The organism is Egbenema bharatensis FJBBOT/2019, from assembly GCF_048077055.1.
Classification (GTDB): Bacteria; Cyanobacteriota; Cyanobacteriia; order Elainellales; family Elainellaceae; genus Egbenema; species Egbenema bharatensis.
In genome coordinates this window covers 1,795,725-1,817,494 of record NZ_CP182236.1, presented here as the reverse complement: position 1 = coordinate 1,817,494, position 21,770 = coordinate 1,795,725, and the positions used below count along the sequence as shown (strand labels likewise).

At 48.3% G+C, this 21,770-nt stretch carries 15 protein-coding genes and 2 pseudogenes; 13 read left to right on the top strand and 4 right to left on the bottom strand.

Going from position 1 to position 21,770, the window contains the following annotated elements; all coding sequences use genetic code 11:
• Nucleotides 1-2 precede the first annotated feature (2 nt).
• Nucleotides 3-956 (bottom strand): META domain-containing protein, encoded by a 954-nt coding sequence (locus ACM1PF_RS08500; RefSeq protein WP_416673993.1) that lies wholly within the window; start codon nucleotides 954-956, stop codon nucleotides 3-5.
• Between the two features lie 519 nt (nucleotides 957-1,475).
• On the opposite strand from ACM1PF_RS08500, the gene ACM1PF_RS08495 reads away from it, so the two are divergent.
• Both ACM1PF_RS08495 and ACM1PF_RS08490 read left to right on the top strand, forming a co-directional pair.
• Nucleotides 1,476-4,703, top strand: coding sequence for a non-ribosomal peptide synthetase family protein (locus tag ACM1PF_RS08495; protein WP_416673991.1), 3,228 nt, complete (start codon nucleotides 1,476-1,478; stop codon nucleotides 4,701-4,703).
• A 102-nt stretch (nucleotides 4,704-4,805) separates the two neighbouring features.
• The gene (locus tag ACM1PF_RS08490) at nucleotides 4,806-6,809 is read left to right on the top strand and encodes a carboxylesterase family protein (RefSeq protein ID WP_416673990.1); all 2,004 of its coding nucleotides are present in this window, start codon (nucleotides 4,806-4,808) and stop codon (nucleotides 6,807-6,809) included.
• An 86-nt stretch (nucleotides 6,810-6,895) separates the two neighbouring features.
• On the opposite strand, the gene ACM1PF_RS08485 is transcribed toward ACM1PF_RS08490, so the two are convergent.
• Entirely contained in the window at nucleotides 6,896-7,693 is a 798-nt protein-coding gene (locus tag ACM1PF_RS08485) for a HEAT repeat domain-containing protein (protein WP_416673988.1), read from the bottom strand.
• A gap of 243 nt (nucleotides 7,694-7,936) precedes the next feature.
• Here ACM1PF_RS08485 and ACM1PF_RS08480 point away from each other — a divergent pair, with 243 nt between their 5' ends.
• The 10 genes and pseudogenes from ACM1PF_RS08480 to ACM1PF_RS08435 all read left to right on the top strand — a co-directional run bounded on the left by ACM1PF_RS08480 (nucleotide 7,937) and on the right by ACM1PF_RS08435 (nucleotide 18,916).
• Nucleotides 7,937-9,082, top strand: coding sequence for an endo-1,4-beta-xylanase (locus ACM1PF_RS08480; RefSeq protein WP_416673987.1), 1,146 nt, complete (start codon nucleotides 7,937-7,939; stop codon nucleotides 9,080-9,082).
• Nucleotides 9,083-9,542: 460 nt separating this feature from the next.
• On the top strand, nucleotides 9,543-9,791 hold the full coding sequence (locus ACM1PF_RS08475) for a hypothetical protein (protein ID WP_416673986.1): 249 nt from the start codon (nucleotides 9,543-9,545) through the stop codon (nucleotides 9,789-9,791).
• A gap of 666 nt (nucleotides 9,792-10,457) precedes the next feature.
• Nucleotides 10,458-11,936: a pentapeptide repeat-containing protein gene (locus ACM1PF_RS08470; protein WP_416673985.1), complete on the top strand. Its 1,479-nt coding sequence runs from the start codon at nucleotides 10,458-10,460 to the stop codon at nucleotides 11,934-11,936.
• 228 nt (nucleotides 11,937-12,164) lie between these two features.
• Complete coding sequence (locus tag ACM1PF_RS08465) at nucleotides 12,165-12,407, top strand: hypothetical protein (RefSeq protein WP_416673984.1); 243 nt, start codon at nucleotides 12,165-12,167, stop codon at nucleotides 12,405-12,407.
• Nucleotides 12,408-12,590: 183 nt separating this feature from the next.
• Nucleotides 12,591-13,727, top strand: a pseudogene (locus tag ACM1PF_RS08460) (IS256 family transposase); the annotation flags it as partial.
• Between the two features lie 55 nt (nucleotides 13,728-13,782).
• Nucleotides 13,783-14,673 carry a transposase gene (locus ACM1PF_RS08455; RefSeq protein ID WP_416673983.1) on the top strand — a complete coding sequence of 297 codons (891 nt, stop codon included), beginning with the start codon at nucleotides 13,783-13,785 and terminating at the stop codon, nucleotides 14,671-14,673.
• Nucleotides 14,674-14,844: 171 nt separating this feature from the next.
• A pseudogene (gene istA, locus ACM1PF_RS08450) lies at nucleotides 14,845-15,942 on the top strand (IS21 family transposase); the annotation flags it as partial.
• Between the two features lie 391 nt (nucleotides 15,943-16,333).
• Nucleotides 16,334-17,125, top strand: a complete 792-nt coding sequence (gene istB / locus ACM1PF_RS08445; protein WP_416670327.1) for an IS21-like element helper ATPase IstB — start codon at nucleotides 16,334-16,336, stop codon at nucleotides 17,123-17,125.
• 262 nt (nucleotides 17,126-17,387) lie between these two features.
• Nucleotides 17,388-18,056 (top strand): transposase, encoded by a 669-nt coding sequence (locus tag ACM1PF_RS08440; RefSeq protein WP_416673981.1) that lies wholly within the window; start codon nucleotides 17,388-17,390, stop codon nucleotides 18,054-18,056.
• Nucleotides 18,057-18,235: 179 nt separating this feature from the next.
• Nucleotides 18,236-18,916, top strand: coding sequence for an alpha/beta fold hydrolase (locus tag ACM1PF_RS08435; protein ID WP_416673980.1), 681 nt, complete (start codon nucleotides 18,236-18,238; stop codon nucleotides 18,914-18,916).
• 228 nt (nucleotides 18,917-19,144) lie between these two features.
• On the opposite strand, the gene ACM1PF_RS08430 is transcribed toward ACM1PF_RS08435, so the two are convergent.
• Together ACM1PF_RS08430 and ACM1PF_RS08425 are read right to left on the bottom strand one after the other, a co-directional pair.
• Nucleotides 19,145-19,792: an MAE_28990/MAE_18760 family HEPN-like nuclease gene (locus tag ACM1PF_RS08430; RefSeq protein WP_416673979.1), complete on the bottom strand. Its 648-nt coding sequence runs from the start codon at nucleotides 19,790-19,792 to the stop codon at nucleotides 19,145-19,147.
• Nucleotides 19,789-20,898, bottom strand: a complete 1,110-nt coding sequence (locus ACM1PF_RS08425; protein WP_416673977.1) for a DUF262 domain-containing protein — start codon at nucleotides 20,896-20,898, stop codon at nucleotides 19,789-19,791. Before ACM1PF_RS08425 ends, ACM1PF_RS08430 begins: the two co-directional genes overlap by 4 nt.
• Before the next feature lie 343 nt (nucleotides 20,899-21,241).
• Here ACM1PF_RS08425 and ACM1PF_RS08420 point away from each other — a divergent pair, with 343 nt between their 5' ends.
• Nucleotides 21,242-21,589 (top strand): nuclear transport factor 2 family protein, encoded by a 348-nt coding sequence (locus tag ACM1PF_RS08420; RefSeq protein WP_416676596.1) that lies wholly within the window; start codon nucleotides 21,242-21,244, stop codon nucleotides 21,587-21,589.
• The last annotated feature ends 181 nt before the right edge of the window (nucleotides 21,590-21,770 follow it).

The following is a 21,770-nucleotide window of genomic DNA, read 5'->3' as shown; positions in this document are numbered from 1 at the left end:
GTTTAGTCTTCCGTTTCAGCTCTAAAGCGGGCTGCGGTTGCGCCAGTATCAGTTCTTAAGGTCAGAGTATTGCCTTCGATCGTGAAAACAATGGCCGTTTCCAGGGCTTGCAGGTAGGCTGTCTCCTGCGCCATTACCCCTTCGGGTTCGCTACAGAGTTTGCGGGTACTGATGGCAGGACTAATGTCGATCGCGGTTTCAGTCACCTGATAGGGAGCAATGTAGTGATTACATCCCGCAAAGCCAGTGATTCCCCCCTCGTCGTCAAAGGTGGCCGTGATCCGAGTATCTGTAATCAGAGAAACGACTCCCCCCTGACCATTGTTGTAGCCAATCAACTGCCAGAGGGTGCCCGTGAGACTTGGCTGATCAGCGGGGCTAAAGGTCAACAAAGCCTCTCCCTCGGCATTGAGCAGTTGTAATTCATCGTTGGCGATCGTAAACCGGGTCACCTGAGTCAGACCCGTTAAAAAGGCAGTTTCCTGGGCGGCAAATTCTTCAGGGCAAGCGATTAAGGTTGAACCGCCGACTTGAATGGATAGCGCATTTTCATCCAGCCCATTTTCATCCAGCCCATTTTCATCCAGCGCATAGCTACCAAAGAAACGGTTGCAGCCGTTACTGCCCCCCACCTGCCCATCCCGAAACAGCAGGGAAGGAGGCTCGATGTAGGTTTGAGCGGCGACCGTTTCCCCCGCTTCGTTGATGTAGCTCGTCAGATACCACAGAGTATCTTTCAGAGGAAATGAGTCATTGGCAGGCTCAGGTTCTGGCAGTTGAGCCAGTTCACTTAGGCGATCGCACCAGGCTTGCTGTTCTGGCGTAAAGACCTCACGAGTCAAGCAGTTATGCCACTCCGATTCGAGCTGCATCATCCCACTGGCTTCCTGCACCCATCCGAGGGTAGCGATCGTTAGCCCCACCCCCAGCATTGAGAAGAACCGATTCTTTTTCATGATCCAACCTCGCACCTGTTATACCAGCAATTCGGCAGCTAACTGCCCTGAAGGGTCTACATGATCTATATCGCGTAGAGTCGAGAATCAGCGCATTCCAATACAAAATTTCGGCAAATGGTGTTTGCTGGTTCCCTTTCCCTTCCCTTTTCCCTGCTTCCTATTTCGCTCTTCTCAGCATTATTACGGTCAAATTGCACCATCAAGCGGCTCGGTATATGTAAAAAATAAAACATTGTAAAAAATCTATGAGCTTCTAAGTTTGAGAGGTTCTACGGTTGCTGATTTCTATAAATTCAATATTGACTGCGCAGTACAGTAATTTTACGGATTCGCAAACTCTAGTGAATCTACGCTGGAGTACCGAGGTGAGTAAAGTTACTGTTGCACAAGGTTTAGGATTTGTTGATTTCTCTTAAGTAAGACTACTTACTTTTGCGATACAGACTGCAATTCCAGGGAACGAATACTGACTCGTTCCGTAATTCCAAGGATTTATATTAGCGAGGGAGCCTGATTATGAGTACGGAAGCAGCGATCGGCGATAGTAAACAGATTCAACCAGCCCTCGCTTTGACGACCCGCCCGGATCATCAGCGATCCTGCAACAATGCGGTCTGCATTCATCATTTGTTTGAAGCCCAGGTGCGGAAAACTCCAGCAAAACTGGCTGTGGCTGATCAGCAAGAGGCTTTGACTTATGACGAACTCAATATCCGCGCCAACCAGCTCGCCCATTATTTAAAATGTCTGGGGGTGGGTTCGGAGGTGTTGGTGGGCATTTGCCTCGATCGATCGATCGACCTGATTGTCGGGATTTTGGCTGTCTTAAAAGCTGGAGGAGCTTATGTACCCCTTGATCCGACCTATCCCAGAGAAAGATTAGTTGGTATTTTGAATGATGCTCAAATCACTGTCGTTCTGACCATGCAGGGGCTGCAACAGTGGTTATTTGAAGAATACAGCACTGAAGATTTAAACACTTCATTTTCTGCTTCCCTGGTCAATGCAGTGGTTTGTCTGGACGAAATTCAGGAAACGATCGCAGCGCAGTCCCAAAGTAATCCTGTTACCGATACAAACGCCCACCATCTTGCCTACGTAATTTACACCTCTGGCTCCACGGGAACTCCCAAGGGGGTGATGATTGAGCATCGATCGCTGGTGAGCTATGCCCAGGCGGCGGCGACCCAGTATCAACTCTGTGAAACCGATCGAATGTTGCAATTTTGCTCCATTGGATTTGATGCGGCGATCGAAGAAATTTTCTGTTCGTTGATTCGGGGAACAACGCTGGTATTGCGTACCGATGCCATGCTCAGTACCATTCAAACGTTTTTATCCCAATGTGAGGCTTTAGGAATCACCGTTTTGTCTTTGCCGACTGCCTTCTGGCATTGTTTGACCGATGAACTGGCAAAACTGGTCTTACCCAACTCCCTGCGCCTGGTGATTATTGGCGGAGAGCGGGCTATGCCAGAACGGTTTGCCCTTTGGCAGCAACGAGCCGGACAGGTGCAATTGTTCAACACCTATGGCCCGACCGAAACGACGGTGGTTGCAACCGTCAGCGATTTATCCAGCCTCGAACTGACCAAGCAGGGTGAGTTACCGATCGGTTATCCCCTCGGAGCAACGACAATCCGTGTGCTCAATGAATTGCTCCAACCTGTAGACGTGGGTGAGGTCGGGGAATTGTACCTGGGAGGAGTTTGTGTGGCCAGGGGATATATGAATCGTCCAGCGTTGACGGCAGAGCGGTTTATTCAGCTTCCTGATGCACCGGGCGATCGGTTCTACCGGACGGGCGATCGGGTGCGGCAACGGTCTGATGGCCAGTTAGAATTTGTGGGGCGGGTGGATCATCAGGTCAAAATTCGCGGCTTTCGGGTGGAACTGTTTGAAATTGAAGCGGCTTTGATGCAGGAACCCACGGTTCAGGATGCGGTTGTTGTGGTGACTGAAGGAATCAGCAAACAGTTAATTGCCTATGTGGTGCTGCATTCGACTGAAGTACACCTGGCAGCCTCCAATCCATCCCGTTTGGAACAGAAACTGCGGGAATTTCTCAAGCCCAAACTGCCCCACTACATGATCCCGTCGGCCCTGGTTGTATTAGACAAACTGCCCCTCACCCCCTCCGGTAAAGTCGATCGCCGCCAGCTTCCTCAACCTCACTACCGCATTGATACTGCTGTCCACCGGGCACCCCGTACTCGCATGGAAGCGCAACTGGTCGAACTCTGGTCAAGGGTTTTGGGTATGAGGGCGATCGGGGTCAGCGACCATTTCTTTGAACTGGGTGGGAATTCGCTGCTCACGGTCACGTTGCTGACTCAGATTACCGATGCCTTTCAAGTCGAGGTTCCCGTCGCTCAGTTCTACGCCAACCCCACGGTCGAAGGATTAGCCCAATGGATTGAATCTGCCCAGGCAGGTCATGCGCGATCGCTCCACCCGATCGATCTGGCAGCAGAAGTGGTTTTATCCTCAGAGGTGACTGGCCACGGGAAAACACTGCATTGGGTGGATGAACCCCGATCGATTCTGCTCACGGGGGCAACGGGATTTTTAGGAGCCTTTTTGCTGCATGAACTGTTGCAAACCCAGGCCACGATCTACTGTTTAGTCCGCTGTGCTCACCCGCAGGAAGGTTTGACCAAACTTCAGCAAATTCTGGAGAACTACCAGATTCGCCATGCAGATCTGAACTCGCGTGTGGTTGTGATTCCGGGTAACCTGGAGCAGCCGCAGCTTGGATTGTCGAATCAGCAGTTTGATGAACTGGCAGGGACGATCGATCGAATCTATCACAGTGGGGCGACGGTGGATTTCATCAAACCCTATTCCCTCCTCAAAGCTGCCAATGTTTCAGGAACAGAGGAAATTCTTAAACTTGCCTGCCGCAAACGCCTGATTCCGGTTCACCACATTTCAACTATCGGCATTTTTGGGGCGATCGGTTATTTCACTGGGAAGAAAGTCGTTCATGAAGAGATTGATATTGACGTGAGTTTGCCGTTCCTGCCGGTGGATGATGGCTATGCTCAGAGCAAATGGGTGGCAGAAAAGCGGGTTAATCTCGCCAGAAGCCGGGGGGTTCCAGTGAGCATTTACCGTCCTGGGTTTATTGTGGGTCATCGTCAAACAGGGGCACACAATCCTAAAGACTACATTTCCCGGATCATGAAAGGCTGCATTCAAATGGGATGTTCCCCCGATTTTGGTACCTGCAAAGAGCAAATGATTTCAGTGGATTATGCCAGCCAGGCGATCGTGCATCTTGCCAGCCAGCCAGAACAGTTGGGCAAAACCTTCCATATCACCCCACCCCCTGGGCAGGATTTGCCGTTGGCTGACTTGTTTGAACTGTTGCGCTACTACGGATACACCATTGAAAAACAGCCCTATAGCCAGTGGAAAACTGAGTTAATTCAGCAGGTGAAACAGTCTCCTGATAATGCACTCTATCCCCTCCTGCCGTTGTTGACGGAGAAGGTTTATCAAGATCAATTCACGTTAGTTGAGCTATACAGTCAATGTCCTGATTATGATTGTCAAAATACGCTCAAGGGATTACAGGGGACATCGATCGCTTTTTCTCCGGTGAAATCGCAGGTTTTGAATATTTTCCTTCCTCATCTGATCCGAAATGGATTCATTGATCCACCGTCTTTGAAGTTCCAGCTTGGTCTAGAAGTAAAGGCAGTGGCAGATGTAACCAAGATTCTGGCGGTCAAGCAATAGCCAACCGTTCCGAAATATGAAAAAAATCTGGAAGGATACCGTTTGATGGCTTGAATTAGCTTACTCTGCGATCGTAGAGATGCTGCTAGAAGGAAGCCACAAATGAGGAACCGCAGATATGCGATCGTAATTATCATATCCATTTTAATTGCGATCGTCTCTACTCCTCCAACGTCAGGGCAAGGGGGCAACTCAATCGTTCAATTGGATAGCGGTGCGATCGAAGGTTCTGTGACTGGGGAGGTGCTTTCCTTTAAGGGAATTCCCTATGCTGCTCCGCCGGTTAATGAATTGCGCTGGCAGGCTCCCCAGCCTGTTGCACCCTGGGAGGGGGTTCGTCCGGCGATCGAGTATGGTGATGACTGCATTCAGCTTCCCTTACCAGGGGATGCGGCTGCCAGTGGTGGCACGATGTCTGAAGACTGCCTGGTGCTGAATGTCTGGCGACCTGCGGCGATTGGGTTAGAGGAACCCTTACCCGTTTTGGTTTGGATTCATGGAGGTGGGTTTGTCAATGGCAGTGCAGCGGCAGAAATCTATGATGGCAGTGCCTTTGCCCAGCAGGGGTTAGTCGTTGTGAGCTTCAACTATCGTTTGGGGCGGCTTGGATTTTTTGCCCATCCTGCCCTAACGGCTGCTGAAGAAGGGTTGCTTGGCAACTACGGCTTACTGGATCAGCTTGCGGCTCTGCAATGGGTACAGCGTAATATCAGTGCCTTGGGTGGCAATCCGGATCAGGTGACAATGATGGGAGAATCGGCGGGTGGCATTTCCGTAATGCATCACCTCACCTCGCCAGCGTCGCAGGGATTATTTCACCAGGCGATCGTTCTTTCCGGTGGTGGACGAACCTTTCTGGGCAGTTTGCGAAACCTGAGGGAAGGCACTCCAGAACTGCCCTCGGCTGAAGTCAGCGGCATTGAGTTTGCCCGAAGTGTGGGGATTACCACTGACGGAACTGAAGCTCTGGAAGCCCTGCAAGCTTTACCAGCCGAACAGGTCAATGGCGACCTGAATATGCTGGCATTGCTAACGAAACCTCCGACCTATGCAGGCGGCCCGATTTTTGATGGGGAACTGATCACTGCTATGCCAGGAGAAATTCTGCGACAGGGTGAAGCAGCTAACGTTCCGATTCTGATTGGCACGACCAGTGCAGATCTTCCCGTTACTTTTCCGCCCTTAGAAAATCCGTTTTCCTTCTTTGGTGCGGCAGCGGAAAGGGCGATCGTCACCTACAATCCCGATGGCACTCTCCCCCCCGGAGCAGTCATCACTACCATTGCCGCAGACATTACTATGCACGAACCCGCCCGCTTCGTAGCCCGCCAGATGAGGACTGCTGGAAACCCTGCCTGGCTCTATCGCTTCGGCTATGTGGCTGAATCCCTGCGTTCAGAGGTTTTGGGAGCTGAACACGCCAGCGAATTGCCCTATCTGTTTGATACGTTAGATGCCCGCTATGGTGAGGCGGTAACGGAATCCGATCGGGCAATGGCACAGCTCTTTCATACCTATTTCGCTAATTTTGCCAAGTCCGGCGATCCCAATGGCGAGGGGTTGCCCCCCTGGACACAAACCGATTCAGCCCAACCGGATCTAATGATGTTTACCTTAGAGGCTCGTGCAGTTATGGCAATGGATCCCTGGAACGATCGCCTTGATCTCGTCGAGCAAGTTGCGAATGATCAAACTTTACATCCCCCTTTAACTTCTCAAACTTCCAATGCAATGAATGATCTGGGTGGTACGTCCTGGCAGCTTGTCCAGTTTCAAAGCGGTGATGGCACTGTTTTAATACCCGATGATCCGACGAAATACACGATCACGTTTACTGCGGCAGGTCAGATCAATATGCAAATTGACTGTAACCGGGGACGGGGCACCTGGATATCTGAAGAACCGCATCAGCTTGTGTTTGGTCCACTGGCAACGACTCGCGCCCTTTGCCCACCGGGTTCACTTTTCGATCGCATTGTCCAAGATTGGGAGTATGTGCGATCGTATACGCTTCAAGATGGTCATTTGTTTCTGTCGCTAATGGCAGATGGCGGTACCTATGAATTCGCGCCGATCGATGACTTACAGTCTACGATGCCCCGCTAATCCATTCCGTTTTTGGGTTAGTGATTTTTCTATTTGACCAACATTTGACCAACATTTGACCAATATTTGACCAATATGTTCGCCAACTATTTGGCCTGATTTTTCTGTGACTTTTTGGATATCCCTGCCCCAAACCCCTTGGTGGAGTTCGATCGCGGTTTTGCTGGCTTTGATTTAAGTCTCTCAGCATCGACGTGATGACGACGAGCATAGACCTCTGCCTGCGAGATCAGCCCCAGTTCCCACTGCACATCAGTCCAACTGCCACAGATGGACGTATCAACCCATTTAGCCGCAAAGGCCTGTTCGATGATGGGAGCCGCTTCTTGAGCCCGCAAATCGATCAGGCAAGAAATAATCATGCCATTAAAGTCTCGGCTGTTTCTAGAAAACGGCTCCAGTCGTTCTGCCAAGGCAGCAACACAGTCCTGTCGCACCTCTGGATAGGTTTCGCCCAGCTTGACCAAACTACTAGCGGCTGACCAACGGCAATAGAATTCGTTCTCTGGGTTCGCCAGAAAGTCCTTCACTGGAACCAGTGCTGCCGGGCCAATCAGCCCAAACACATCAGGCATATCTTCCCTATACCAGTCGCTCTCTTCCATCTCATTAAAGGTAGACAGCAAGGGTTCGATCGCCGCTTCCGCTTTGAGTTGTCCCAGGGTGCGCCAGGCATGAACGGGGGCCCAAACCTCCAGACTTTCTGAATCGGCCCAGTTAAGATCAGGGTCGATCGCCATCTGAATGAGTTCAGGAATATGTTCAGCTGTAAAACCATAAATTTCGGGGTAATTAGCCCATTTTCCGTGGTAAGAGCGCAGATATTTGTCTCCAACCCGGAGCAGGGCATCAACGGGGGGAGCATAGGTCGCGGGTGTCGTCATAGTCCGCAGGTCGCAATATTCAACGTTACTCAATATACAAAGCCTATACTGACATTAAAGGTCGCTGGTATTGGCTTTCATCATCCAGTTCAACTTACAAAACGAACATGGAAAAAATTAAGTGAATTTAAATTCTAACTGCCAATGACAACAAAACCCTCAAACTTTCAGGTTCTCTTTATTTGCCGGATAGCTGTTTTGTTCGGCAGATCATCGTTTTAACCCAACGAGTGAATCGCAAATATGAATCGTCGTTTCTTTTTGCAAACTGCTGCTACTGTTCTGGGGACGCAGTGGTTGAGTACCGCTAAACCATCCTGGACGCATCCCTTATTCATGGCAATGGTTGATCCAGCCTTAGAAGCAGCAATACCCCTGAGCGATCGGGCGGCAGCAAAAGGGCTATTGTATGGCGCAGCTTCTACGGCCCGAAAAATGCAGCAGGATGCAGCCTTTGCTTCGGCGGTCGCACGAGAATGCAACCTGTTTGTGCCTGAAAATGATTTGAAGTGGAAAGCCTTACGTCCATCTCCAGAGCAGTTTGATTTCACGCGAGGGGATTGGTTAGCAGCCTTTGCTCAAGCCCATGGGATGCAGTTTCGGGGACACACTTGCGTCTGGCATGAAGCCCTTCCCGAATGGTTTGATCAGGTTGTCACGCACCAAAATGCCGAGCAGGTTTTGACTGAGCATATCCGTACTGTGGTCGGACATTATGCAGGACAAATGCATTCCTGGGATGTGGTGAATGAGGCAATCGATCCGGTGGGGCAGGGAGCCGATGGATTACGCGATACTCCCTGGAAACGGTTGTTGGGTGCTGATTATATTGACATTGCTTTTCACACCGCTGCCGCGGCCGATCCAAATGCCCTATTGGTTCTGAATGAATACGATTTGGATTATGATATTCCGCGAGATGCCGCGAAACGGGAAGCCATTTTACGGCTGTTGCGAGCATTAGTTGCCCGTGGTGTCCCGGTTCACGCTCTGGGAATGCAGGCTCATTTGCGAGCAGCCGAAACTGATTTTGATCCGGTTGTACTGCGGGACTTTTTGCGGCAAGTGGCAGACCTGGGATTAAAAATCATGGTGACTGAACTGGATGTGGTCGATCAGGATTTACCTCGCGCCCTTCATCCACGGGATCTGGCTGTTGCGCACACCTACCAAAGTTATCTGGATGCGGTATTACAGGAACCGGCGGTCATTGCTGTGTTGACCTGGGGATTGAGCGATCGCTACACCTGGCTGACGAATTTTCGTCCGCGATCAGATGGGGCTGCTCCCCGTCCCCTGCCGCTTGACTCACTGCTCCATCGTAAACCTGCCTGGAGTGCGATCGCCTCAGCGTTTGATCAGGCTCCTTCCCGCCTAATATCTAACTAATATCTGACTAATATCTGTTTAAGGAATGCAAATTGAATTATCTGAAACCCTGGTGAGGTGGGCATCTTGCCCGCCCAGTTAAACAGGTGAAATGATTGACTGGTGAAGGAATTCACGATTCTAATATCGGCAAGGGAAAAATCAAGCGATCGCAAAAATGATGCAATCGTAGCAATGGTGACTTGATTTACTCGATCGATTGATGATACGCTCATCAGCTATAGCTATCTTTTGGGTTGCACAGACCTGGGGGGTAGCTGGATGACCTGGAGACGAAATTCTCTAACGGAGGTCAAGCGTGCCGTGACAAGCAATACGCTCAACCTCCTGACCCAGACTACTCAAGCTAGTCCAGGCTAGGGTGTATCATAGCACCCGATGTCTGTTCCTTGCCCTGTCTGAACGAGGGCTAGTCTCTAGGGTTTCTTCAAACCCTGGAACCTAAGGAGATTTACAAACCATGTCCGACAAACTGTTCGGTCTGCCTCCCGCAGGCGATCGGCTGATTTCCCCTGCCCGGCGATCGGTCAAAATCCTGATGATCGGGCAACCCAATGATGTGGAAATCACGATCGCTCGTCTGTACCAGTGCGACTTTTGTCGCGTCGAAAACTGGTCACGTCCCTTACCCTTCTCGCAAATCCAACAAGCCACCACCAAAGAACCCGGTGAGATTATGAGAATTTATGTGCGATCGATGACGCTCTAAGTCAGACGTTGGGGGTACACAATAGATGTAAGGGCGCACAGCAGTGCGCCCCAACCATTTTGAGGTGGGCATCTTGCCTGCTCTGTCTATGAAGTAGTCGATCGCACCAATGTTCGATCGACTATCCCCAAACTATCCTGCTTGAGTTCTCAAGGGCGATCGGGTTTCGGATGATCGTTAAGTAGTGCTTATGTCTCAAGTGCTATATCTCTTACCTGCATACTGATCCTGAAGATTTGCTGAGGCGATCGGCATAACCCCCTTCGATCGGCGTATTATACAGAACAAGATCTGGCTAAACGCCTTTATGAGGGTGATTATCACGACTTGATTCGGCATAACACCTGAATTCGGGTAGATAGCCCGACAGAGTTCTGTATAACATTCCGATTTGGGCTATTATGCGGTTAATATTCGGTATAACTACCCCCAGAGGAGGCGATATGCAACTTTGATTCTGGTTAACTACCTTGCTACGGGGTGTTAGACGGAATTTAGGTAGGAGAGTCAGCATAAACAGTAGTTATGCCGCCTCAGGTTGCTAGCAAGGCGTGTTTGAAACAACATCTTTAGGTTGCAGGCGTTGGGAGAAGTGAATCCTTAGAGCAGAAAAATAGGAGGTGTCTGTTTAGTCTAGATTAGACCCAAAGGCGTAGGAGATTGACAATGGCTAATGAAGAACATCTAGCAATGCTTATGCAAGGTGTTCATGCTTGGAATAGCTGGAGGATGAAGAATCCAGACGTTATTCCTGATTTATCACTAGCTGATTTTGATCTTGGCAAGACTATTTTCTTAAGGGATTTAGATTTTTTTGAGATTAATTTCAATAGAGCCAATCTTAGGGGGGCTAGATTTATTGAATTCGACCTGAGTGAAGCTGATTTTAGTGAGGCAGACTTAGGCGGAGCTGATTTTAGTAGATCTATACTTAGTGGGGCAACTTTAAACAGAGCAAACCTTCAAGCAGCAACATTTATAGGAACAAAGTTGAATAAGACAAAACTAAACTATTCAAATCTTGTAAATAGTGACTTCAGTAATGCGAAACTTGTGAGAGCAAGTCTTTGTGGTTCAAGCCTAAATAACTCTATCTTGAAGGATGCTGATCTTAGCGAAGCTCTCCTTATAGGAGCTAATCTTAGCCAAGCAAAACTTATCGACGTTAAATTGTCAGGCGCAAATGTTAACGAAGCCAGTTTTGTGGAAGCATTTCTCACCAATGCTGAAATGTGCCGTGTTCAAGCATTAGGAGCAGATTTTTCTCGAACTGAATTCACAGGTGTTTGCATAGAAGATTGGAATGTTAACAAGAATACAAAATTGCAGAATATTGACTGTCAGTACATTTATTTGAGGACTGGGAGGAAAGAACGGTGCCCAAGCGAAGGTGAGTTTAATCTAGGAGAGTTTTCCAAGCGTTTTCAAGTTGCCAAAAATATTATTGAGTTAACCTTCTATGATAATGTTCCTTGGAAAGCTTTTGCGTATGCCTTTAACGAATCCAATGTCCAGGTTCTAGATGAATATGGTGGGGAGCTTTTTCTTCGAGAGTACAAAATTCTAGATGATGGCTTGGTGACAATTAAAGTTAGCCATCCATCAAATGCAAATAGCGACAGGATAAAGGAGATTTTAGAACAGAAAACTTTTGATTTTGAACTCCAAATAGCTCAACTGCAAGGAGAGGTAAAAGCAAAAGATTCAGCTCTTTCAATGATGTTTGAAAGACTTCTTTCAGCGCCAACATCCCAGGTTAGTTATCAAATTCAAGCAGCCAATGTTCAAATAGGAGAGAATAGTACTATGAGTGGAGACAGAAACATTAATACAGGTGGTGGCAACTACATCGAGTCGAATAGCGGAACATATGTTCAGGGTAATTACATCAATATGAGCCAAGACTTGACTCATGCAGCGGTTCAGATTCAAGACTTGATCGAGCAGTTGCAAAGGCGAGGCGTAGCGGTTGAAGTTGCTCAAGAGCAGGTAGCTAAAGACATGGCAACTCAGGCTCAAACTAATTCAACAGTCAAAGATAAGTTGTTGAAGTGGGGGCAATCGCTGGGGGATGCAACAGTGAGTGATGTAGTTAAAGGGGCAGTCAAGTTGGCTATTCGTTCAGCAGGAATCCCATTGCCTTAAGACTATAAAAAGTGATGGCCGCATAACAACCCGCTTGAACCCGACCGCCGAAGGATTGTCTGTGCGTGTTTGAGATTGTCTGCGGCGGGTTAAGCGGAACGTTATACCGATTCAATCCTGGGCAGGGGCATCCCGAAGCTTATTCATTGGTAGTCAGGGTCATGATGACGATGTTAGATTTTTTTCTTAGAATCTACTTAATCTCCCCAGAAAGTTGCTCGTAATTGTATGGGTATCGACATGACTGCTGACTACGAGGAATGTAGACGAAATCTAGAACGTCTCATCGCTTGGTACGAACCAGCACATAGAAACGAAGCCAATACCCGGTTTCAGGTGATTGACCGTCTCTTTTTTGAGTGCTTAGGATGGTCAAAAGATGATGTCGTGATGGAAGAACATCATGCTGGCGAATATGCAGACTATTCATTTAACGCGCCAAGAAGAATTTGTATCCGTACACAGGGTTAGCCAGGTAGTCAGGAGGATTGCTGTAGGTCGGGAAGCGGAAGTAAAGAAGGGGCAGGCAAGCCCCGACGCTTGGCATAGCAAGCATCGGCGAGATAATTGAGGACATGGCGAGGGATTGTAAATTAGATTGTGTCAGAGAATAAAACAAGATCTAATGAACTATAGAACTTGAGACACAACCCTATGACTTTTCGACCTGAATTACTCGATGAACTGCTCCAAGGCTACGAGAACCCGGAAGACCTCCTAGGCAACGAGGGCATTGTCAAACAATTGACGGCAGCCTTGGTAGAGCGGTGTTTGAATGCAGAGATGAAAACGCATCTGGAGGAACAATCCTCTGAACCAGCCAGTGAGGGCAAAACGGCTCGCAATCGTCGCAACGGGCACAGCAAGAAGACAATCAAGGGCGAGTTTGGACAAGCTGAGATCGCGGTTCCCCGTGACCGTCACAGTGAATTTGAGCCCATCATCGTCAAGAAGGGACAAACTCGCTTTAACGGGTTTGATGACAAGATTCTCAGCCTGTATGCCCGAGGCATGAGTCCTCGTGATATTCAAGCTCAATTGCAAGACCTCTATGGAGTGGAGGTATCGACTGGACTGATTTCCAACATCACTGATGCGGTCGAAGCGGAACGCAAACTCTGGCAAAATCGACCGCTTGATGCGCTCTACCCGATTGTCTACTTTGATGCGATTGTGGTCAAAGTTCGCCAAGACGGACGAGTGGTCAACAAAGCGATCCACCTGGCTCTGGGGGTGACCTTGTCCGGTACCAAGGAATTACTGGGGATGTGGATGACTCAGAATGAATCTGCCAAATTCTGGTTAGCGATTCTGACAGAGTTACAGAATCGAGGACTCAAGGACATCTTCATCGCTTGTATCGATGGACTGACAGGCTTTGCCGATGCCATTGAGACGGTCTTTCCCAAAACGACGGTGCAGTTGTGCATTGTCCATATGGGGAGGAATTCCCTAAGCTATGTCTCCTACAAAGATCGCAAAGCAGTTGCTGCTGACCTGCGATTGATCTACACCTCTAGCACTGAAAACCAGGCAGAACAGCGGCTAGTTGAGTTTGCAGAGGCTTGGGATAAACAATACCCGACCATCAGCAAGTCCTGGATGAATCACTGGGGACGCATCATCCCATTCTTTGCCTTTCCAGCTGAAATTCGCAAAGCTATCTACACCACCAACGCCATCGAATCCCTCAACATGACCCTCAGGAAAGTCCTCAAAAATCATCGAGCTTTCCCAACCGATGATTCTGCGCTCAAAGTCGTTTACCTGGCAATTGCTAACATCAGTAGATCGCAAATTCTCTAGGAAAGGGGTAGGGTCAGGCTAAACGCATTAAAACAAAGCCATGACGATCTACCCAAGTTCATTATCGCCTGCTCCAGCTTTGACGGATGAAGCGACGTTGGAGGTAGCCCTCGACTGCCTATTGGAACACTTATCCCTGGACATGCAAGGTGGATACACACTCCAAGATCTGTTTGAGATTTTGCTACGGGCCGCCAGTCGCAGCGATAGCATTGAACACACAACACAACGATTGGAGGGCGTACCCAGTGGCAATGGCATTCGCTATCATCTCGATAAGTTAGACGATATCACAACTCTGGAATCTCAACTCAATGCCGCTCTGCAAAGCCGCATCCCCCCAAAAATTCGTAAGGGCAAGCATCGTATTGCCATTGACCTCCATCTGATTCCCTATTACGGCAGTGTGAACGTCGCCACTGAGCCTTACATCTACCGCTCTCAAGCTAAGGCAGGCACGACTTCGTTCTTTGCCTATGCCACCGTCTATGTGATTTGTCGTAACAAACGGGTTACTTTGGGTATTCATGCCGTGCATCGGCATGAAACATTGGTTGCAACCATCACTTATTTATTAGCCATGCTGACTCCCTTACGAGTCCGCGTCAAACGGCTTTATCTTGACCGTGGGTTCTATAGTGTACCAGTCATTCGTTGGCTCAAAGCTCTCAATATTCCGTTTCTCATGCCTGCGGTAATTCGAGGCAAACGTGGAGGTACTCGCCAGTTGTTGATTGGGCGCAAAAGTTATGCCACCCGTTATACCCTCAACAGCCCTCAATATGGTTCAGTTACCTGTCAGATGCGGGTGATTTGCAGCTATTACAAAGGGTTCAAAGGGAAACATGGTATCCAATACACCCTATACGTGCTGCATCGTGTGAGGGTTGCTTTGGAGCAGATGCATCTGTTGGACGACAATACCAAATAGATGAGAACGACGACTATTTGACCGGTGAGCAAATCGCACTGGCTCAGTTTTGAGATCGTAGACCCGTGAGAGATCGCACCTAAGACCAGCGACAACTAGATAGAAGTCGTCGCAACCATAGAAAAGCACTAGATCATTTCTGTATTGAACGCAGAACGAGAGCTAGTGCCGATGCTACAACCCTACCAAGTTCAGGTGTATATGCGAGCACGAGAGGAAGGCTGCACGCAGGTGCAATCGGCGAAGATCGCTGGATGCTGTGAGCGCAGCGGCCGACGAATTGAACGTGGAGAACGCACAGAGCGTCTGCCCGAAGAGCGCCACTGGCGCAGACGCTCAGACCCCCTCTCTGGAGTATGGGAGCAGGAACTCGAGCCGATGCTCAAACGAGAACCACGCTTGGAAGCGACGACACTGTATGAGTACCTGGTAGAGCGCTACCCTGGGGAGTATGAGTCAACCTTGAGAACCGTGCAGCGGCGGGTACAGACCTGGAAGGCGCTGCACGGCGACCCGAAAGAAGTGATGTTTGAGATTCGCCACACGCCGGGTGAGATGGGTCTGTCGGACTTCACGGAGCTCAAGGGGGTGACGATTACGATAGCCGGAGTGCCGTTCGAGCATATTCTCTACCACTACCGCTTAGCCTACAGTGGCTGGCAGTACGTGCAGGTGATTCAGGGCGGCGAGAGCTTCATTGGTCTATCCGAAGGGCTGCAGAACGCGCTGGCGGCGTGTGGCGGAGTACCAAAGCTGCATCGCACCGATAGTTTGAGTGCGGCCTACCGCAACATGGCCGGCAAACGCCACAAGCCGTTGACCCAGTTGTACGACCAGCTGTGTGAGCATTATCAGATGCAGCCGACACGCAACAACACCGGTGTAGCACACGAGAACGGGGCTATAGAGGCGTCTCACGGGCACCTCAAGCGCCGCCTCATCCAGCAACTCTATCTCCGTGAGAGCGTTGACTTTCCATCGGTGGCCGCTTACCAGGACTTTATTGGACAGGTGGTGGCAAAGCTCAACGGCAAGTGCAGCGTCAAGTACGAAGAGGAGAAGCAGCATCTACAGCCGCTGCCCCGCTACCGCGTTGCTGATTACGAAGAGGTCATCGCCCGGGTCAGTCGCTTCAGCACCATCACGGTGCGCTGCGTCCTCTACAGCGTCCCCTCGCGTTTGATTGGCCAGCAGTTGAACCTGCGACTCTACCATGACCGATTGGTGGGCTATCTGGGGCAGCAGCAGGTGGTGGAACTTCCACGGATTCGGGGGTCTGGAAGCGGCACGCGACGCCGCGCCCGCTGTATCAACTACCACCACATCATTGAGGGACTCAGGCGCAAACCCAGAGCGTTCCTCTTCTGTACATGGCAGCAGGACATTTTGCCCAATGAGCACTGGCGGACCCTGTGGTCGCACATCAGTGAACAGTTCGACCCGGATAGCGCCGCCAAACTCATCGTTGAGGCGCTCTTCATCGCTCATCAAACAAACCAGGAAACGGCGGTTGCCGACTATCTAGAGATGCAGCTGCAAACGAGTCAACTGACCTTGAATGGCTTACAACGCCACTTTGGAATCGTTCCCCGCTCCTCGATGTCCAACCTCAATGTTCACCAACATCCCCTGGATTCCTATGACCAACTCCTCCCCTCTCATGGACTCGATAGTGCCGATACCCCCCAACCAGAGCAACCCGCATCAGACCCTCAGCCTCACCCTCAAACACCTGCGCCTCTCCCACATGCTCAACCACTGGCAGAGCATCGAAGCCAAGGCCATTCAAGAGAACTGGTCCTACGCGCAATTCTTACTAGCGCTATGCCAACTGGAGGCCGACCGTCGCGCTCAAGTCCGCATCCAACGCGCTCTAGGCGAGGCCCAACTCCCACCCGGAAAAAGTTTTACGACCTTTGAGTTTGACCATTGTCCTACTCTCAATAGCGCTGCTCTGATGCAACTGGTGCAACACACCACTTGGCTGGAGCAGGCGGAAAACCTGATTTTGCTGGGGCCGAGCGGTGTCGGCAAAACTCATCTGGCAGCAGCAGTCGCCCAACAAGCGATCCACCTGGGCAAACGCGTCAAGTTCTTCTCAGCGATGGCGTTGGTGCAACAGTTGCAGTACGCCAAGCTCCAACTCCAACTCCCGGCTACCTTAGCCAAGCTGGACCGCTTTGACCTCCTCATCCTCGACGACCTCGGCTATGTCAAAAAGGATGAGGCGGAAACCTCCGTTCTCTTTGAACTGATTGCTCATCGCTACGAGCGTCGCAGCCTCCTGATTACCGCGAACCATCCCTTTAGCCAGTGGGATGCCATCTTCTCTGACTCGATGATGACCGTCGCTGCGGTCGACCGCCTCGTACACCATGCACTGATCATTGAAATCCAGGCAGAGAGTTTTCGTAAGCATTCAGCCGTTGAGCGCGCTAAACCCAAGCCATAGTGTGATGCTCTGAGTTAGCGATCTCGTGTTGAGTCGTTGCGCTGTTTTATCTATCGATAGTGCATCTATCTTTTGAGATTCTCCTACCTGAGGGTCTCTTTTTTGATATAGGACCTGTCGTCTGTGAAATGACAGGTCTTCTTTGTGTCGTTGTCGATTTGCTCTGTCTAGTTGTCACTCTAGGATGTCATCTAGTTCTGCCCCTTGGAATCGGCAAACCAATAGTCATTCACCGGCACGAATAGTTGACATTTCACATGCCGTGCATCGGCATGAAACATTGGTTGCAACCATCACTTATTTATTAGCCATGCTGACTCCCTTACGAGTCCGCGTCAAACGGCTTTATCTTGACCGTGGGTTCTATAGTGTACCAGTCATTCGTTGGCTCAAAGCTCTCAATATTCCGTTTCTCATGCCTGCGGTAATTCGAGGCAAACGTGGAGGTACTCGCCAGTTGTTGATTGGGCGCAAAAGTTATGCCACCCGTTATACCCTCAACAGCCCTCAATATGGTTCAGTTACCTGTCAGATGCGGGTGATTTGCAGCTATTACAAAGGGTTCAAAGGGAAACATGGTATCCAATACACCCTATACGTGCTGCATCGTGTGAGGGTTGCTTTGGAGCAGATGCATCAGCATTACAAAGACCGTTTCGGTATCGAGACCAGCTACAGGATGAAAAATGGGTGCCGTATCCGCACCACGAGCAAGAATCCAGTCACCCGTTTGCTGTTTGTGGCTCTGGCGTTTATTTTGGTCAATCTCTGGGTGTATTTGCTCTGGTTCTTTGTGAGCCGTACTCAACGAGGAGGACGGGTCGTTTACCGAGAACTCTTTAGTCTCAAGACCATGTTGGAGTTTCTCTCTCAGGCTGTCGAGCGACATTTCCCAGTCATCACAGCCATCTATTTACCCTCTCTAGAATGAATTTGCGATCTACTGAATCTGGATATGTAGCAAATTTTGGGTGTTATACCGAATCATTCTGCCTATCTACCCCAAATTGGGATCTTAGACAGAAAAATTCAGCCTATTAATAGTTCGACCGCCTCTGTAGACTCCATCGAAAATGCTTTGCGACCAACGCTGTATTTGTGGAAACACTTATGAGCAAAGTTCAAAACGTCATATTGGTTCACGGTTTTTGGGCGGATGGCTCTTGTTACAGCGAGATTATTCCAACGCTGTTGGCAGAAGGCTATGAAGTTATTGCAGTGCAAAACCCACTTACATCTCTAGAAGATGATATTGCTGTGACGAAACGTGCTTTAGACCATATCGAGGGGAAATGTATTCTGGTTGGTCATTCGTGGGGTGGTTTCGTTATTACTACAGTTGGACATGATGAACGAGTTGCTGGTTTGGTGTATATTGCAGCGCTTGCTCCTGATGCCGGTGAATCAATGATTGATTTGATGAGTAAATATGGCTCCCCATCACCGCATTTTCAGGAGCAAAATGGTTTTGTTTGGATTTCCAAAGAAGGTGTTGATGAGGTTTTGGCAAATGATCTCTCAGAAGAAAGAAAGGCATTAATCCATGTGACTCAAACAACACCATCTGTATCATTAACGGAAGTGAAGGCAAGTTCGCCTGCTTGGAGAGATAAACCAAGTTGGTATATCTTAGCGACAAACGATAGAGCGGTTCCGCCTGATTTACAGCGTGACATGTCTCAGCGAATGAGTGCAAAAACAGTTACTGTGCAATCAAGCCATTTCCCTATGATTTCGCATCCGCAAGAAGTTCTAGAAGTAATCAGGGAGGCAACAGCGAGTAGTCAATGAAAACGCAGTTAAACAGCTCTGGTGCAGCAGATTGCACAAAGCTGCTTGTGATGTCACAAAATTTTTGGCAACCGCTGACCAGACGCGTTCGACTGCTTCATGTTTTCGGTGAGACAGCAACTTTAAGCATATCTGTGAGTACCCAGTGTTGAGGTTGTACGAATTTTCTCAGTAGTTGCATTGCATAGTGATGAATAATGTGCTTAATATTGAAGCAATCACTGAGTCCTACGTACAAAGGTAGGTTTTTGATATAGCTGCATTCTCTATTTGATCTCTGAACAAATCCATCAGCGATATAATTTCATGGTGCAATTCCATATACTGATCGAACTCAATTAGTAGATACTGTCCATGCGCAATTTCGTTTCTAGAGCGAAGCAATGTCTCATCAATAATTTTTTCTTTTGTTTCGTAGAGAGAGTAGTCTAGCCCCAAAATACATATGATATCTTTTAAGACTTCAGAATTAAGATTTGATTGTGTCTTAATTGCATCATCCCACTGGATTAAGCACTTAGATTCCAACCCTGTTATTAGAAAATCTACAACTTTGGTAAATATAACGGCTCTATAACTGCTTTGAGCTTCGTTAAGTTGTTTTTTAACAGCCAAAGCTAAGAAGTTAGGTGCTAATTCTGAGTATTTTAAATTTTGTCTAGAAACAAATTCTACATAAGATGTTGCCGCATTTTTAACAAAGCCTTCCCAGTGCGCGTACAGAATTGCAGTACCGCTCCTAAGCAAGGTGGATTGAACAGTTCGATATCTATTTTTCTCAATTAAAGTTTTGATGTATATTAACTCTTTTTTTCGCCATGCAATTTCCTCAGAAAGCTGATCGCTTAGCTGAGATACAGTCCGAATCTTAGTCATGGTTTGAATAAATCCCTTCCCAGAGGAACTATTCTTGGCATCCGCAAACTAGCTGTTTTTCCAGAACCAATTCTTTTCAGGAAGTCTTTGTTTCCCCATAACTTTTTAATCCGTTCTAAAATGTCAAAACTCCCTTTAGTATCTAGAATGGCTTCATAGTTATATCCAACACCAAGGGCAACTGCTTCAAACGCGGACAGTAAAAATCCGCCTAGAAATCTTTGTTTTTGAATGTCATATCTATGGAAGCAGTCTGCCCCTATAGTTTCATTTAAGATAGTGAAAGTAGTTTTAAATGCCTTGGCTTCCTGATCAAAGTTGAAATTAGGATTCCTTGCAATCTCCAACATTTTATCGGTCACAAACTCATTAATGTCTTTTGCTTTCTTGACTTCTTCAGCATCAAGCGTTCTAAAGACCACAAATCGAAGTGCAAGATCCATATCGTATTGTTCTTCTTTTGCACGATCTGTCAAAACAATACATTGCTCAAATCCTTCATCTTTGGATAGTTCAGATAACCAGGAAAACATTCTACGATTTTCCATGATTAGAATGCAATTTCTCAATTCCTGATCCGAAAGTGGTGAACCTCCGGTATTCAATCTCTGAAACAATTCATATTTACTTTTTTCATCACTTTCTTTCAATATGATTTTGACATCTAGTTTGGAACGCTTGATGAAGAGCTTCTGAGCTGCAGTGAAAGCATTCTCCGGATCTTCAGGGTTATCCCATTTCTTTTCTCTGAGAGAAGGCAGGTACTTTGTTTCCTCCAGAGTTAGAGGCTCAACTTTTTTCTTGTCTTCATCAAGAAGAATGCCCATGAACTGAAAAATAGTGGATAATCGCTGTAGTCCATCTACAACATCCCAAACCCCATCTTTCCTCTGAGATACAAAGATAGGCGGAAGGGGAATCCCTAAAAGGATGGATTCTATTAACTTGGTTTTTTGTAAAGGAGACCAGCGGTAAAAACGCTGAAACTCTGGATGTATATCTATTTCTTCATCTTGGTAGAGGTTAGTCAACTCACCAATTGACATCGAGTAGCTATCAGACTTGACCTCGGTACTTCTTAAGTCAATCTCATCTTGTAAGGTCATCTAGATATCCTCTTACCTTTGCCAGATCTTTGGAGTTAAAATGAATCAGCGGTTGGCTTTCATTGTAGAAGATTTTTAGCACGGTCGCGCAAATATCCTAATATCAGAAGGCAATCCCACCTGGATTGGTATAGACTACCTCGAATCGTGGAGCCAGCAGTCGAACAATACGTTGGTGCGGACGGAACGAAGGTTTTCTGTGGGAGTTCGAGTTTGTCTGCCGCCGCACAACTTCACCGTTAGGCTGCTGGAATTGTTGTTGGGGCAGTATTGTGAATTAGTCTGTTGAGCGTTGAGAGGTTAGATTGATCGTTGGACGGAAGGAGGAACCACAATGTAAGACCTGATTGATCTCGAAGAGCAAGGATGGCAAGCGCTATCAACGGATGTGGAAGCGAGCAAGACGTTCTACAATTCCGTTCTCCGTGATGATGCTATCATGCTCTTTCCAGGTGGAATGATCATCGAGGGGAAAGAGAAAATCTTGCAATCTTTAGCTGCTCAGCCCTGGAAGTCGTTCCGAATCGAAGAGCCGCGTGTAATTTCATTATCAGAAAGTGCTGAAGTACTTGTATACAGAGTGACTGCACAACGTGAAGATAGCAAGCCATACGTAGCTCTGATTAACAGCACGTATGAAATTAGTGGTGGAATGTGGAAATTGGTTCTTCACCAGCAAACGCCGGTGTAATCCTTGCCTAACAAGGCTAGTGCAGTGGATTTGCCCAAGTCACTTGTGATGTTGCAAAGATTTCGGCAACCGCTGATCAGAACCGTTGAACCGTTTAAGGTATCTGCAAGGTGGTCAGCCAACCGCCTTGGCTGAGTAGCAGGGTTGAGTCAAAGAAGGCAGCTGGCATCAGTATGTATTG